Source organism: Citrobacter sp. Cpo071 (genome assembly GCF_030332765.1).
Classification (GTDB): Bacteria; Pseudomonadota; Gammaproteobacteria; order Enterobacterales; family Enterobacteriaceae; genus Citrobacter; species Citrobacter portucalensis.
On sequence record NZ_JAOWHE010000084.1, the window covers coordinates 117,129 to 131,888 of the forward strand.

General features: G+C 50.6%; 12 protein-coding genes. 7 read left to right on the forward strand and 5 right to left on the reverse strand.

The features are described from left to right. Positions 1–6: 6 nt before the first annotated feature. From yfcC to ackA, 3 genes are all read right to left on the reverse strand, one after another. Positions 7–1,527 carry a putative basic amino acid antiporter YfcC gene (yfcC, locus tag OGY09_RS15880; protein WP_032944087.1) on the reverse strand — a complete coding sequence of 507 codons (1,521 nt, stop codon included), beginning with the start codon at positions 1,525–1,527 and terminating at the stop codon, positions 7–9. A 199-nt stretch (positions 1,528–1,726) separates the two neighbouring features. After that, positions 1,727–3,868: a phosphate acetyltransferase gene (pta, locus tag OGY09_RS15885; RefSeq protein ID WP_003834771.1), complete on the reverse strand. Its 2,142-nt coding sequence runs from the start codon at positions 3,866–3,868 to the stop codon at positions 1,727–1,729. Between the two features lie 75 nt (positions 3,869–3,943). After that, positions 3,944–5,146 carry an acetate kinase gene (gene ackA / locus OGY09_RS15890; RefSeq protein ID WP_003834770.1) on the reverse strand — a complete coding sequence of 401 codons (1,203 nt, stop codon included), beginning with the start codon at positions 5,144–5,146 and terminating at the stop codon, positions 3,944–3,946. Between the two features lie 339 nt (positions 5,147–5,485). Between ackA and yfbV the strand changes: the two genes are divergently transcribed. From yfbV to OGY09_RS15910, 4 genes are all read left to right on the forward strand, one after another. After that, a complete protein-coding gene (gene yfbV, locus OGY09_RS15895) occupies positions 5,486–5,941 on the forward strand; it encodes a terminus macrodomain insulation protein YfbV (RefSeq protein WP_003028087.1) in 456 nt (151 codons plus the stop codon). 83 nt (positions 5,942–6,024) lie between these two features. Then, entirely contained in the window at positions 6,025–6,519 is a 495-nt protein-coding gene (locus tag OGY09_RS15900) for a YfbU family protein (protein ID WP_003028086.1), read from the forward strand. Further along, the gene (locus OGY09_RS15905; RefSeq protein WP_008785348.1) at positions 6,512–7,189 is read left to right on the forward strand and encodes a sugar phosphatase; all 678 of its coding nucleotides are present in this window, start codon (positions 6,512–6,514) and stop codon (positions 7,187–7,189) included. The genes OGY09_RS15900 and OGY09_RS15905 overlap by 8 nt, the downstream gene beginning before the upstream one ends. Positions 7,190–7,266: 77 nt before the next feature. Next, a complete protein-coding gene (locus tag OGY09_RS15910) occupies positions 7,267–9,099 on the forward strand; it encodes an SLC13 family permease (RefSeq protein ID WP_032944084.1) in 1,833 nt (610 codons plus the stop codon). A 63-nt stretch (positions 9,100–9,162) separates the two neighbouring features. Here OGY09_RS15910 and yfbR read toward each other — a convergent pair whose 3' ends face one another. Both yfbR and alaA read right to left on the reverse strand, forming a co-directional pair. Then, positions 9,163–9,762, reverse strand: coding sequence for a 5'-deoxynucleotidase (yfbR, locus tag OGY09_RS15915; protein WP_003028083.1), 600 nt, complete (start codon positions 9,760–9,762; stop codon positions 9,163–9,165). Between the two features lie 83 nt (positions 9,763–9,845). After that, entirely contained in the window at positions 9,846–11,063 is a 1,218-nt protein-coding gene (gene alaA / locus OGY09_RS15920) for an alanine transaminase AlaA (protein ID WP_003028082.1), read from the reverse strand. Between the two features lie 926 nt (positions 11,064–11,989). Between alaA and lrhA the strand changes: the two genes are divergently transcribed. The 3 genes from lrhA to nuoB all read left to right on the forward strand — a co-directional run bounded on the left by lrhA (position 11,990) and on the right by nuoB (position 14,677). Beyond that, positions 11,990–12,928 (forward strand): transcriptional regulator LrhA, encoded by a 939-nt coding sequence (gene lrhA, locus OGY09_RS15925; RefSeq protein ID WP_003834760.1) that lies wholly within the window; start codon positions 11,990–11,992, stop codon positions 12,926–12,928. 627 nt (positions 12,929–13,555) lie between these two features. Then, complete coding sequence (nuoA, locus tag OGY09_RS15930; protein ID WP_003028077.1) at positions 13,556–13,999, forward strand: NADH-quinone oxidoreductase subunit NuoA; 444 nt, start codon at positions 13,556–13,558, stop codon at positions 13,997–13,999. A 15-nt stretch (positions 14,000–14,014) separates the two neighbouring features. Continuing rightward, positions 14,015–14,677 (forward strand): NADH-quinone oxidoreductase subunit NuoB, encoded by a 663-nt coding sequence (gene nuoB / locus OGY09_RS15935; protein ID WP_003028075.1) that lies wholly within the window; start codon positions 14,015–14,017, stop codon positions 14,675–14,677. Positions 14,678–14,760 lie beyond the last annotated feature (83 nt).

Genomic DNA, 14,760 nt, shown 5'->3' on the forward strand with positions numbered 1-14,760 from the left:
CACTTTTTAATGGTAACCCATCATCTGCGCGCCAATCACCACCACGCTGGACATAATAAACAGCAGTCCCAACAGCGTAGCACCTACCTTCAGCCAGTTACGAAAATCCACCCGACAAACGCCTAACGTAGCCATCAGAGATGCTGACGTCGGATAGATAATATGACTGAATCCGTCGCCAAACTGGAAGGCCAGGACTGTGACCTGACGGTTTACGCCAACCAGATCGCCCAGCGGTGCCAGTAGCGGCATGGTTAACGCAGCCTGACCAGAGCCGGAAGTGACGAAGAAATTAAAAACTGCCTGGAACAACAGCATAAACCACGCCGCGATGGCGTTATCCAGCCCGCTGATGCCATTGGCAATGCTGTGCAGCAGCGTGTTTAACACGCTGGCTTCACCCGCCTCTCCATTACCGACCAGCAGTAAAATGCCTTTGGCAAAACCAACCAGCAGGGCAGGGGCAATCATCATTCGTGCACCCTCAGTGAATGAGGAGGCCATGATGTTGACCGTCATGCCGTTGAGCCGAAACACGACGCCGATAATGCCAATCACCAGACCCATCGTGAAGAACTGACTGGCGATCTCAGGAATAAACCACGCGTTGGCGATAACGCCCCAGACAACCCAAATCATCACCGCGGTCAGCACCACTAGCACTAACCAGTCGCCCAGCGTGAAGCGTCGTTCCACGACTTCGTCCTGCTGCTCGCGAAAGAAGCGGTCGGATTCATGTACCCGGGACAAAAGCGGATTCTTTTTGATACGCGCCGCATAGGCCAGCGTGAAGGTCAGCCCGATTAGTGTAGCGATCACCCAGACCACAATGCGTAGCCCGGAACCAGAGAGCACCGGTACCCCCGCAATACCTTGCGCGACCACCACGCAAAATGGGTTCATCCATGAGCTGGCGAAACCAATCTGAGTCGCGATATAGGTAACCAGCACGGTGGTGATACTGTCGTAACCTAGGCGTACCATCAAAGGCGCGATGATAATGGCAAAGGCAACAGCCTCTTCCCCCATGCCAAACACCGCGCCGCCTAAGGAGAAGAGAATAAACAGCACTGGGATAAACAGGACCTCGTTGCCCCGCGTATGGCGAATGAGCGCCAGGATGCCGTTATCAATGGTGCCGGTACGCATAACGATGCCGAATGCGCCGCCAATGACCAGCATAAACATAATGATGCCGACAGCAGTGCCGAATTTCGAGCCGGAGGTTAATCCTTCAAACGGGAAATTCATCAGGCCTGGGCGTTCATCTCCGGTGGTGAATAACTGCACCCGGTGATACTGCTCTTCACCTGCGTCGTTGGTCAGAATACGAAAGGAATGGGGGTCAACCACCTTACGGGTTTTGGTTTGTCCATCAACCTGATACTGCACTTCCTGGCTGTCGAACATCCCGACGGGAACAACCCATGTCGCCAGACTGGTTAAAACGGCGACGAAAAAAATAATCACCAGCGTGTCGGGCATCGCCCATTTTTTAGCTGGCTGTGATTCTGTTACTGCTGACATGAAAGACTATCCCTGTTGCAACGCAAAAGAGAGTAAGTATGCGAACAGAAGAATAGTTATTCATTGATGCAGCGCATCCAGGCAAATGTTTCAGATTATGCCAAAGGGGAAAAAGACATAAAAAAACCGGAAATATCAGCTATTTCCGGTTTGAAAAGCAGATGTGTTGCCGGATAAAAGATCCGGCACACTCGGCAGATTACTGCTGCTGGGAAGACTGGATCGCGGTCAGTGCGATGGTGTAGACGATATCGTCTACCAGCGCGCCACGAGACAGGTCGTTCACCGGCTTGCGCATACCCTGCAGCATTGGCCCGATGGAGATCAGGTCGGCAGAACGCTGTACCGCTTTGTAAGTGGTGTTACCGGTGTTCAGATCCGGGAAGATGAACACGGTAGCGCGACCTGCAACCGGAGAGTTCGGCGCTTTGGATTTCGCTACGTCAGCCATAACGGCGGCGTCGTACTGCAGCGGACCGTCGATCATCAGGTCAGGACGTTTTTCCTGTGCCAGACGGGTTGCTTCGCGAACTTTCTCTACGTCACTACCTGCACCAGAAGTACCGGTGGAGTAGGAGAGCATCGCTACGCGCGGTTCGATACCGAAGGCAATTGCGGAATCAGCGGACTGAATCGCGATTTCTGCCAGCTGCTCTGCAGTCGGATCCGGGTTGATCGCGCAGTCGCCGTAAACGTAAACCTGATCCGGCAGCAGCATGAAGAACACGGAAGACACCAGAGAGCTACCCGGTGCAGTTTTGATCAGCTGCAGCGGCGGACGGATGGTGTTTGCGGTGGTGTGTACTGCACCAGAAACCAGACCGTCAACATCGTCCTGTTCCAGCATCAGGGTACCGAGAACCACGTTGTCTTCCAGCTGTTCGCGGGCAACGGTTTCGGTCATACCTTTGTTTTTACGCAGTTCGACCAGGCGAGCAACGTAGCTTTCGCGAACCACATCTGGATCAACGATTTCTACGCCAGCGCCCAGTTCAACGCCCTGAGAGGCTGCAACGCGGGTGATCTCATCCGGGTTACCCAGCAGTACGCAGGTTGCGATACCACGTTCAGCACAGATGGCTGCCGCTTTAACGGTACGCGGTTCGTCGCCTTCCGGCAGAACAACGCGTTTGCCCGCTTTGCGCGCCAGCTCGGTCAACTGATAACGGAACGCTGGCGGAGACAGACGACGGCTACGCTCAGAGGTTGCAGTCAGGGATTCAATCCAGTCAGCGTTGATGTAGTTAGCAACGTATTCCTGAACTTTCTCAATGCGCTCGTGATCGTCAACCGGAACTTCCAGGTTGAAGCTCTGCAGGCTCAGAGAGGTCTGCCAGGTGTTGGTGTTTACCATGAATACCGGCAGGCCGGTTTCAAATGCACGTTCGCACAGTTTAGTGATGCGCGCGTCCATTTCGTAGCCGCCAGTCAGCAGCAGGGCACCGATTTCCACGCCGTTCATGGCCGCCAGGCATGCTGCAACCAGCACGTCAGGACGATCTGCGGAAGTTACCAGCAGGGAGCCTGCGCGGAAGTGTTCCAGCATATGTGGAATGCTGCGTGCGCAGAACGTCACAGACTTCACGCGACGGGTGTTGATATCGCCTTCGTTAACGATGGTGGCGTTCAGGTGACGCGCCATATCGATTGCACGAGTAGCGATCAGATCGAAGCTCCATGGCACCGCGCCCAGAACCGGCAGCGGACTGGATTCTTGCAGTTTAGCCGGATCAACTTTGATCACTTTCGCTTTGGAAGAGTCGTCGAAAATCTCGGACAGATCCGGGCGAGTACGGCCCTGCTCATCAACCGGTGCGTTCAGTTTGTTAACGATTACGCCGGTGATGTTGGTGTTTTTCGCGCCGCCGAAGCTGCTGCGAGTCAGTTCAATACGCTCGTTCAGCTGTTCCGGGGTGTCGGTACCCTGAGACATAACGAAGACGATTTCCGCGTTTAGCGTTTTCGCGATTTCGTAGTTCAGAGACTGCGCGAACTGATGTTTACGGGTTGGGACCAGGCCTTCAACCAGTACAACTTCAGCGTCTTTGGTGTTCGCGTGGTAGTTCGCGATGATCTCTTCCATCAGCACATCTTTCTGATTGCTGGACAGCAGAGACTCAACGTGGCTCATCTTCAGCGGCTCAGCGGCTGGCAGAGAAGAGTTAGCACGGACGATGCTGGTAGTCTGGTCTGGCGCATCGCCACCGGCACGCGGTTGAGCGATCGGCTTAAAGACGCTCAGACGAACGCCTTTGCGTTCCATTGCGCGGATCACGCCAAGGCTGACGCTGGTCAGGCCGACGCTGGTTCCGGTAGGGATCAGCATAATAATACGGGACACGGTTTATCCTCTTTCGTTACCGCCAATTTAGACGGGTTACAAAACAGCACCGCCAGCTAGGCTGGCGGTGTGAAATCAGGCAGTCAGGCGGCTCGCGTCTTGCGCGATAACCAGTTCTTCGTTGGTTGGGATAACCAGCGCAGGACGGGTACCTTCTTTGTTGATGAAACCAGATTTGCCGAAACGTGCGGCCAGGTTACGTTCGTGGTCAACTTCAAAGCCCAGAACGCCCAGTTTGCCCAGAGACAGTTCACGAACCATCGCTGCGTTTTCACCGATACCACCGGTGAAGACAACTGCATCCAGACGACCATCCATCAGCGCAGTGTAAGAACCGATGTATTTCGCCAGACGGTGGCAGTAAACGTCCATTGCACGTTTAGCGTCTTCTTTAGTAGCGTAGTTATCTTCAACATAACGGCAGTCGCTGGTGACTTCGGTCAGACCCAGCAGGCCGGACTCTTTGGTCAGCATTTTGTTGATCTGGTCAACGCTCATGCCCAGGGTATCGTGCAGGTGGAAGATGATCGCCGGGTCGATGTCACCGGAACGCGTACCCATCACCAGACCTTCCAGCGGGGTCAGACCCATGGAGGTATCAACACATTTACCGTTACGGATAGCAGATACAGAACCGCCATTGCCCAGGTGGCAAGTGATGATGTTCAGCTCTTCAACCGGTTTGTTCAGCACTTTTGCCGCTTCCTGAGTGACGAAGAAGTGGCTGGTACCGTGCGCGCCGTAACGACGAACGCCGTGTTCTTTGTACAGGCTGTACGGCAGAGCATAGAGGTAAGACTCTTCCGGCATAGTCTGATGGAACGCGGTGTCGAATACAGCCACGTTTTTGTCTTTCAGATTAGGGAAGGATTTCAGCGCTTCTGCGATACCGATCAGGTGAGCCGGGTTATGCAGTGGTGCGAAAGAGGCAGAATCTTTGATGCCCTGAATAACGGAATCATCGATAACCACGGAGCTGGTGTACTTCTCGCCGCCGTGTACGATACGGTGACCAATAGCGGTCAATTGCGCAGACAATTCTGGTTTTTGTGCCAGAATAGTGTTAACGATAAAGTTCAGCGCTTCACTGTGAGCGGCGCCTGCACCTAAAGCCGCTTCTTGTTTACCGCCGTCCATTTTCCACTTGATACGTGCTTCTGGGAGATGGAAACATTCGGCTAAACCAGAGAGGTATTCTTCACCGTTTACTGCATCGATGATGGCAAATTTCAGTGAGGAGCTACCGCAGTTCAGAACCAGTACTAACTTACTCGACATGGAAGTACCTATTTATGATACGTGGCTAAAAAAACGTCAGGGAGTCATAGAGCGTAGCGCATGATGACACCGACGTTTATGATTAACATCATGCGCCATAGTCTTTTTGGGCACGATGGAATAAATACCTTTGAGTCTATGTCATTTTGCGTATTTTTCAGGCAATGGCATAATGTATGCCAATTTGACGACTCAATGATTTTGGACTACAGGCCTTACAGGCCGGCACAGGATACCTGAATGTGGGTATCAAAGACAAAATGTTTTGAACGATGTCCCTTGTAGTTGTTGTTTTGCACAAATTTTTTAATTTTTATATGTGAAGTTGAGGTAACCGCCATGTCGACACCGGATAATCGCTCCGTCAATTTTTTTAGCTTGTTTCGCCGGGGGCAGCACTATGCAAAGACGTGGCCAATGGAAAAGCGCCTTGCGCCCGTGTTTGTTGAGAACCGCGTGATCCGCATGACGCGTTACGCGATTCGTTTTATGCCGCCTATCGCCGTCTTCACCTTATGTTGGCAAATTGCGTTAGGGGGGCAGTTGGGCCCGGCCGTGGCGACTGCGCTGTTTGCGCTTAGCCTGCCGATGCAGGGGATGTGGTGGCTGGGAAAACGTTCTGTAACGCCGCTGCCGCCTTCAATTCTCAATTGGTTCTATGAAGTCCGGGGTAAATTGCAAGAAGCTGGGCAGGCGCTCTCTCCGGTAGAAGGAAAGCCGGATTACCAGGCGCTGGCTGACACGCTTAAGCGCGCCTTCAAACAACTGGATAAAACTTTCCTTGATGATTTGTAATTGACCCCTGATTACGCATATAAAAGAAGGCACAAGATGCCTTCTTTTTTTTCATCGCAGTAGTAGTGATACAGGAGTCCCAAATGGAAATGACCAACGCTCAACGTCTGATTTTGTCGAATCAGTACAAAATGATGACTATGCTCGATCCAACTAACGCCGAGCGTTATCGTCGTTTGCAGACGATTATTGAACGCGGTTACGGCTTGCAGATGCGTGAGCTGGATCGTGAGTTTGGTGAACTGACGGAAGAAACCTGTCGTACGATTATCGATATTATGGAGATGTATCACGCATTACATGTGTCCTGGACTAATCTTAAGGATGCGCAGGCTATTGATGAGCGTCGCGTGACCTTCCTCGGTTTTGACGCCGCAACGGAAGCCCGTTTCCTCGGGTACGTTCGTTTTATGGTCAATGTGGAAGGTCGTTACACTCACTTTGATGCGGGTACGCATGGCTTCAACGCCCAGACCCCAATGTGGGAAAAATATCAGCGTATGCTGAATGTTTGGCACTCTTGCCCGCGTCAGTATCACCTGAGCGCGAATGAAATTAACCAAATCATTAATGCCTGAGGGGGCGAGCGTGCAGTGCAAAGGTTTTCTGTTTGATCTGGATGGAACGCTGGTCGATTCCTTACCCGCAGTAGAGCGTGCGTGGTGCAACTGGGCCGATCGCTTCGGCCTCGATCACGCCGAGGTACTCGGCTTTATTCATGGTAAGCAGGCCATTACCTCCCTGCGACACTTTATGGTGGGCAAGTCTGAGGCAGAGATCGCCGCGGAATTTACCCGTCTGGAACAGATCGAAGCGACGGAAACCGCCGGGATCACCGCGCTGCCGGGGGCGGTTGATTTACTCAACCATCTCAATAAAGCGGGTATTCCATGGGCGATTGTGACCTCCGGCTCTATGCCGGTCGCACGGGCGCGCCATCGTGTTGCCGGGCTTCCTGCTCCTGAAGTGTTTGTCACCGCCGAGCGGGTAAAAAGAGGGAAACCAGAGCCAGACGCGTATCTGTTAGGCGCTCAGCTTCTGGGCCTGGCACCGCAGGAATGTGCAGTCGTGGAAGATGCCCCCGCCGGGGTGCTCTCAGGACTGGCTGCTGGGTGTCATGTCATCGCGGTTAACGCGCCAGCGGATACGCCGCGTCTGGACGAAGTTGATTTTTCGCTGACCAGTCTGGAACATATTTCTGTGACCAAACAACCCAACGGAAATGTGGTCGTTATAAGAAATACCTGATCATGATTTAGCCCCAGATTGTTGGGGCTTTTTTATGGCAGAATCAGTCCATCCCTCTCATTTAACAAGGATATGTTGTGAACGGTGAATTGATATGGGTTCTCTCATTGCTGGCGATTGCCGTCGTCTTGTTTGCAACTGGCAGAGTGCGTATGGACGCGGTCGCTTTGCTGGTCATTATTGCCTTTGTTCTGAGCGGAACATTGAGCATCACAGAGGCTTTTTCCGGGTTCAGCGATCCTAACGTTATTTTGATAGCGGCTTTATTCATTATCGGCGACGGCCTGGTGCGTACCGGCGTGGCGACGGTAATGGGTGCCTGGCTGGTGAAGGTCGCCGGCAGCAGTGAAGTCAAAATGCTGGTGTTGCTGATGATAACCGTAGCCGGACTCGGTGCCTTCATGAGTTCGACCGGTGTGGTCGCCATCTTTATTCCGGTTGTCTTAAGCGTTTCCATGCGCATGCAAATCTCCCCCTCACGGCTGATGATGCCGTTGAGCTTTGCCGGATTGATAAGCGGCATGATGACGCTGGTGGCAACGCCGCCGAACCTGGTCGTCAACAGTGAATTGTTACGTGAAGGACTTAACGGTTTTAGCTTTTTTAGCGTAACCCCACTGGGACTGGTGGTGTTGGTACTCGGCATAATTTATATGCTGGTGATGCGTTTTATGCTGAAAGGTGAAGACTCCGGGCAGCCGGGAGACGGCTGGAAGCGCCGGACCTTTCGCGATTTGATCAAAGAATATCGCCTGACAGGGCGTGCCCGTCGCCTGGCGATTCGCCCCGGTTCTCCCATGATTGGCCAACGTCTGGATGACCTGAAATTGCGTGAGCGCTACGGGGCAAACGTGATTGGTGTTGAACGCTGGCGGCGTTTTCGCCGCGTGATTGTCGATGTTAACGGTGTTTCTGAGTTCCGTGCCCGTGACGTGTTGCTGATTGATATGTCAGCGGCCGACGTCGACCTGCGTGAATTTTGCAGCGAGCAACTGTTGGAGCCGATGGTGCTGCGCGGTGAATACTTCTCCGAGCAGGCGCTTGACGTGGGTATGGCCGAGATTTCATTAATCCCTGAATCGGAATTGATCGGCAAAACGGTACGGGAAATCGCTTTTCGTACGCGTTATGGCCTGAATGTCGTCGGACTGAAGCGTGATGGTACGGCACTGGCCGGAGCGGTGGTGGATGAACCACTGCTGATGGGCGATATCATTCTGGTGGTGGGCAACTGGAAACTCATCACTTTGTTGGGGCAAAAAGGGCGCGATTTCGTGGTGCTGAATATGCCCGTGGAAGTCAGTGAAGCTTCTCCGGCGCACAGCCAGGCGCCGCATGCGATTTTCTGTCTGGTGCTGATGGTCGCGTTAATGCTTACCGATGAAATCCCTAATACGGTTGCCGCGATTATCGCCTGTTTGCTGATGGGAAAATTCCGCTGCATCGATGCCGAAAGCGCCTATAAAGCCATTCACTGGCCAAGTATTATTTTGATTGTCGGAATGATGCCCTTTGCGCTGGCATTACAGAAAACGGGCGGTGTTGATCTGGTGGTTAAAGGGCTAATGGACGTTGGTGGAGGGTACGGCCCGTATATGATGCTGGGCTGCCTGTTCGTGCTGTGCGCGACCATTGGGTTATTTATCTCTAACACTGCGACGGCGGTACTGATGGCGCCGATTGCGCTGGCGGCAGCAAAGTCGATGGGCGTTTCGCCGTATCCTTTTGCGATGGTGATTGCGATGGCGGCTTCCGCAGCCTTTATGACGCCAGTTTCTTCACCGGTAAACACACTGGTACTCGGGCCGGGTAACTACAGCTTTAGCGATTTCGTTAAAATTGGCGTGCCGTTTACCATCATTGTAATGGTGGTGTGCGTGGTGATGATCCCGATGCTGTTTCCGTTTTGATTTTTATGTGCCGGATGGCGGCTAACGCCTTATCCGGCCTACAAAGGTAACGTCGTCGCAAACTTACAATGGAGAATCCTGACTGATTTCATCTAATGAAAGGTGAAAACTTGGGACGAACACGTCCATAAAGTAGTCCATCTCTTCGCTGCGTCGTGACTCCAGCGTTTTTTCCAGACGTGTTTTCGCCAGCAGAAATTCGTTGTTACCGGCGGAGAGTTCTTCCAGGCACTTCAGATACGCGCACAGGGCATCGGCCTGTTTAACAATCGACCTCTCTTCTTCACTTAAGGCATGTTCATCAATGAGCGGCGCAAAAATATCGCGCAGCTCATCGGGAACCATATCGACCAGTTTTTGTTGGGCAATTTTCTCTATCGCTTTATATTCTTGGGCAATCTGCGAGTTGAAATATTTCACTGGGGTAGGGAGATCGCCGGTTAACACCTCTGACGCATCGTGATACATCGCCAGCAGGGCAATACGCTCAGCATTAACCTGACCACCAAATTTACGGTTTTTAATTGCGGCCAGCGCATGGGCAACCATGGCAACCTGCAGACTGTGTTCGGACACGTTTTCGGTGCGCACGTTGCGCATCAGCGGCCAGCGGTTAATGAGTTTCAGACGGGAGAGGTGGGCAAAAAAGTGGCTCTGCTTCATAACGACCCTTACTCAGTGACTTCAGTAACGGTATTTTGCGCAGAGAGTGCTACCGGATGCAAACCCGGCAGCACTTTGCGTGGTTACAGCTGGCGATACCCTGACAGGAAACGCTCAAATTTACTCAGCGACATTTCGATATCGTCAATACGCGGTAGCGTGACGATGCGGAAATGATCCGGCCACGGCCAGTTGAATGCCGTCCCCTGGACCAGCAGTACTTTTTCCTGCAACAGGAAGTCGAGTACCATCTTCTGGTCGTCATGAATATTGAAGCGTTTAGCATCAATTTTCGGGAACATATACAGCGCACCGCGCGGTTTTACGCAAGAGACGCCGGGGATGTCATTAAGCAGTTCCCAGGCGCGGTTACGTTGCTCATACAGACGCCCGCCTGGCATGATGAATTCGCTGATGCTCTGATATCCACCCAGTGCGGTCTGAATGGCATGTTGTGCCGGAACGTTGGCACACAGGCGCATAGAAGCCAGCATCTCAAGGCCTTCGATATACCCTTTGGCATGTTTCTTCGGTCCGTTCAGTACCATCCAGCCCTGGCGGAAACCGGCAACACGATAGGTTTTTGACAGGCCGTTAAAGGTGATAGTCAGCAGGTCAGGGGCCATTGCCGCAATCGAGTGGTGCTCGGCGTCATCGTAAAGAATTTTGTCGTAAATCTCGTCCGCAAAGATGATGAGATTGTTTTGGCGGGCAATCTCAACAATCTCCATCAGCAGCTCTTTAGAATACACCGCGCCGGTTGGGTTGTTTGGGTTGATGATGACGATCCCACGGGTACGCGGCGTAATTTTGGCGCGGATATCATCCAGGTCCGGGAACCAGTCTGACGATTCGTCACACAGGTAGTGCACGGCATTACCACCAGAGAGCGAAACCGCCGCCGTCCACAGTGGATAATCAGGTGCAGGAACCAGCATTTCGTCCCCACTGTTTAGCAATGCCTGCATGGCCTGCACAATCAATTCAGATACGCCGTTACCGATATAGATATCTTCCACGGTTACGTCGCGCATCCCACGGGCCTGGTAATGCTGCATGATTGCTTTGCGGGCTGAATAAAGGCCTTTGGAATCGCAATATCCTTGCGCAGTTGGCAAATTGCGGATCACATCCACCAAAATTTCATCTGGCGCTTCAAACCCGAAAGGCGCAGGGTTGCCGATGTTCAGTTTCAGAACTTTGTTGCCTTCTTCTTCCAGGCGCTTTGCTTCCTTCAGAACCGGGCCGCGAATGTCATAACAGACGTTTTCTAATTTGCTGGATTTTTCAATGGGGGACATGAACGTTGACCTTTTTAGCTGTGAATGCCACTCCCTGCCGTGGAAGTCAGCCCAGCACAATGTACTCCCACGACGGTGAGTTTTGAAGGGTCTTTAGTAGAAGATTTTGGAAAGCAGGAGGATTATAATTCACTGTTAATAACTAAATAATGTGATATTTGTAGAGCAATAATCTGGATTATTGTGTTTTTTGTGGTTTATATTTTGCTTTGTTAGTGTGGGTGTGGTGATTTGTCTGGTCAAAAAAAGTTAGGACTGTAAAGACAAAGTAGCTGAGATCTCAGCTGAATGGCGTAATTCGAAAATACTGAGGTTTGGCCTGCGAAATCTGTTATCGGTCTGATCCCTGCGTGATGCGGTGTGAATCCATTGTTAAGCATAATTAATGAATTGAGGAATTCTTAATTAATTATTATTTATTATTTAAACGACATCAAATTGAGTTGGCCAATAATACGAAAACCGTTGCACTGACATAACACCAATTTGCCCGGAATTATTCGCGATAACACTTATAAATATAGTGGTTTTAGGTTAAGATAACTCCTATGAAATGGTGTGTAGTACGAATTTTACGATAATTCAAATGTTTGTTGGTTGTTCCTAACATCCTGAAAAGTTAGTTTTTAATGTGTAAATTATTGTTCGTTAACTATTTTTTAAATTTACAAAATTTACATGTTTCCCATTAGTCAGAATCATCCAGCAGCTAAAAATACGGCTCTTTCTCGTTGCTATATTCCGATGAATATCACGGGTATTAAAATAGCTCAGAAAGAGAATTGTTTCGTTTGTTAAACCAAATACATCCTTATTTTCACTTGGTTACACTAAGCGAAACTGAAGGGAGGCACATTACAAATGGAGTTGTTTGATTCTGAATGCACAGCATTAACCCGGTATGACCCGCGAGTAAGTGAAAAACTATGATAAATGCAAATCGTCCGATAATTAACCTCGACCTCGATCTGCTGAGAACCTTTGTTGCTGTTGCCGACCTGAATACCTTTGCGGCTGCGGCAGCTGCGGTATGTCGAACTCAGTCTGCGGTAAGTCAGCAAATGCAGCGTCTTGAACAACTTGTGGGGAAAGAGTTGTTCGCGCGCCATGGACGCAACAAACTGCTGACCGAACATGGTATCCAGCTGTTGGGTTACGCCAGGAAAATACTGCGATTTAATGATGAGGCATGCTCATCATTGATGTTTAACAATCTTCAGGGGGTGTTAACTATCGGTGCTTCTGATGAATCCGCCGATACCATACTCCCTTTTCTGCTTAACCGTATAAGTTCGGTTTATCCGAAACTTGCACTGGATGTCAGAGTGAAACGCAACGCCTACATGGTGGAGATGCTTAAGTCGCAAGAAGTGGATTTAGTGGTCACCACTAACCGACCTGGCGATTTTGAGTGCCTGAATTTGCGGACTTCACCGACGCACTGGTATTGCGCAGCCGAATATATCCTGCAAAAAGGGGAACCGGTGCCGTTAGTTCTGCTGGACGATCCCAGCCCGTTTCGCGATATCGTGCTGGCGACGTTGAATGCAGCACAGATCCCGTGGCGTTTGGCTTATGTCGCTTCAACATTGCCTGCGGTCCGCGCGGCGGTAAAAGCAGGGCTGGGCGTTACTGCCCGTCCTGTCGAAATGATGAGCCCGGATTTACGCGTACTGGGTGCGGCAGACGGATTGCCACCTCTGCCTGATACCGAGTATCTGCTGTGCAGCGATCCGGCCACGCAAAATGAATTAGCTCAGGTTATCTTTAAGTCGATGCAAACATATCAAAATCCTTGGCAATACAATCAGTTTACTCCTGAAGGGGGAGATGACTCGCTGATTGTTGAAGGCGACTTTGAGTAAAGCGTCACAAAAAAACGTTTTAAAATGTAAGTGTAAAAAAGAGCCACTGATGATGAAAAAACATCCAGCGGCTCTTTTTTTATGCAAATATTACTGCTTTCTGTTCATTCATATACTAAAACTTAACAAAATCAGCAGGTAAAAAAACAGACTGACAATAGGATGAAAAATAATCAGCTGAGTTGCTAAATGTTTCCATGTTAAAAAACTAGAGAAATTGTTGCTGTTTTTTATGGTGAATTAACAAAAGCGTGTCACAGATCAAGAAAATACTCCCATTTAGGGGGAGGCATCTGGGTGAATTCCTGTCAAAATAGACGTGTATTATCTTTTTTACTTCACTACGGACACGATTCAACAACATTAAAAATGACCGATGATGCAATCGAAATGGGTCTAAAGAGCACTTTATGTTAATGAAGTTGGAACAGTGTAAAATAATGTGAGGAAACTTTTGTTAAAGTTGACAAAAGGTTATAGAAAGGAGTAAAAAACCCCATCAATTAGCTGTATAAAATGATTTTTCACAGTGATTGTAAGGTTTTTTTTATTCCTCCCCATGAATCGATGTGGCGTTCATCTGCCGAAAAGAGCAGAGAATTTGGCGCTACTTTTGATGAGTAAGCAATGAGTATGTCAACATCCACTGAAATCATCGCTCATCACTGGGCATTCGCTATCTTTCTTATCGTTGCCATTGGCCTGTGCTGCCTGATGCTCGTCGGCGGCTGGTTTTTAGGGGGTCGCGCACGCGCGAGATCTAAAAACGTGCCGTTTGAATCAGGTATCGACTCGGTCGGCACCGCCCGCCTGCGCCTGTCTGCCAAGTTTTATCTGGTAGCCATGTTCTTCGTTATCTTCGACGTTGAAGCGCTGTATCTGTTCGCATGGTCAACTTCTATCCGTGAAAGCGGTTGGATTGGCTTTGTGGAAGCTGCAATTTTTATTTTTGTGTTACTGGCAGGTCTGGTTTATCTGGTGCGTATTGGCGCGCTGGACTGGACGCCCGCGCGTTCACGCCGCGAGCGTATGAACCCGGAAACGAACAGTATCGCTAATCGTCAACGCTAACCGCGAGGCATTAAGATGGATTATACGCTCACCCGCATAGATCCTAACGGTGAGAACGACCGTTACCCCCTGCAAAAACAGGAGATCGTAACCGACCCCCTGGAACAAGAAGTTAACAAAAACGTGTTCATGGGCAAACTGCATGACATGGTTAACTGGGGCCGTAAAAACTCAATTTGGCCATATAACTTTGGCCTTTCCTGCTGCTACGTTGAGATGGTGACCTCGTTTACCGCCGTGCACGATGTGGCCCGTTTTGGTGCGGAAGTACTGCGTGCATCGCCGCGTCAGGCTGACCTGATGGTCGTAGCCGGAACCTGCTTTACCAAAATGGCACCAGTTATTCAGCGCCTCTACGATCAGATGCTGGAACCGAAATGGGTTATTTCCATGGGCGCATGCGCCAACTCCGGCGGTATGTACGACATCTATTCTGTGGTGCAGGGCGTTGATAAATTTATTCCGGTCGATGTGTACATCCCGGGATGTCCGCCGCGCCCAGAAGCGTATATGCAGGCTCTGATGCTGCTGCAAGATTCCATTGGCAAAGAACGCCGTCCGCTCTCTTGGGTGGTTGGCGATCAGGGCGTTTATCGCGCCAATATGCAGTCAGAACGCGAGCGTAAACGCGGCGAACGTATTGCTGTAACGAATCTTCGTACACCAGACGAGATTTAATTTGCGCCTGTCGGCAGCAGCACTTCCTTCGCTTATCACTACATAAATAGCGCGAAGCACTGCCGACCACCACGGACCATTTG

Excerpts from the sequence above, each read along its gene's own strand:
- yfcC (WP_032944087.1), bottom strand. The coding sequence starts at position 1,527 with ATGTCAGCAGTAACAGAATCACAGCCAGCTAAAAAATGGGCGATGCCC.
- ackA (WP_003834770.1), bottom strand. The coding sequence starts at position 5,146 with ATGTCGAGTAAGTTAGTACTGGTTCTGAACTGCGGTAGCTCCTCACTG.
- yfbV (WP_003028087.1), top strand. The coding sequence starts at position 5,486 with ATGTCGACACCGGATAATCGCTCCGTCAATTTTTTTAGCTTGTTTCGC.
- OGY09_RS15900 (WP_003028086.1), top strand. The coding sequence starts at position 6,025 with ATGGAAATGACCAACGCTCAACGTCTGATTTTGTCGAATCAGTACAAA.
- OGY09_RS15905 (WP_008785348.1), top strand. The coding sequence starts at position 6,512 with ATGCCTGAGGGGGCGAGCGTGCAGTGCAAAGGTTTTCTGTTTGATCTG.
- yfbR (WP_003028083.1), bottom strand. The coding sequence starts at position 9,762 with ATGAAGCAGAGCCACTTTTTTGCCCACCTCTCCCGTCTGAAACTCATT.
- alaA (WP_003028082.1), bottom strand. The coding sequence starts at position 11,063 with ATGTCCCCCATTGAAAAATCCAGCAAATTAGAAAACGTCTGTTATGAC.
- lrhA (WP_003834760.1), top strand. The coding sequence starts at position 11,990 with ATGATAAATGCAAATCGTCCGATAATTAACCTCGACCTCGATCTGCTG.
- nuoA (WP_003028077.1), top strand. The coding sequence starts at position 13,556 with ATGAGTATGTCAACATCCACTGAAATCATCGCTCATCACTGGGCATTC.
- nuoB (WP_003028075.1), top strand. The coding sequence starts at position 14,015 with ATGGATTATACGCTCACCCGCATAGATCCTAACGGTGAGAACGACCGT.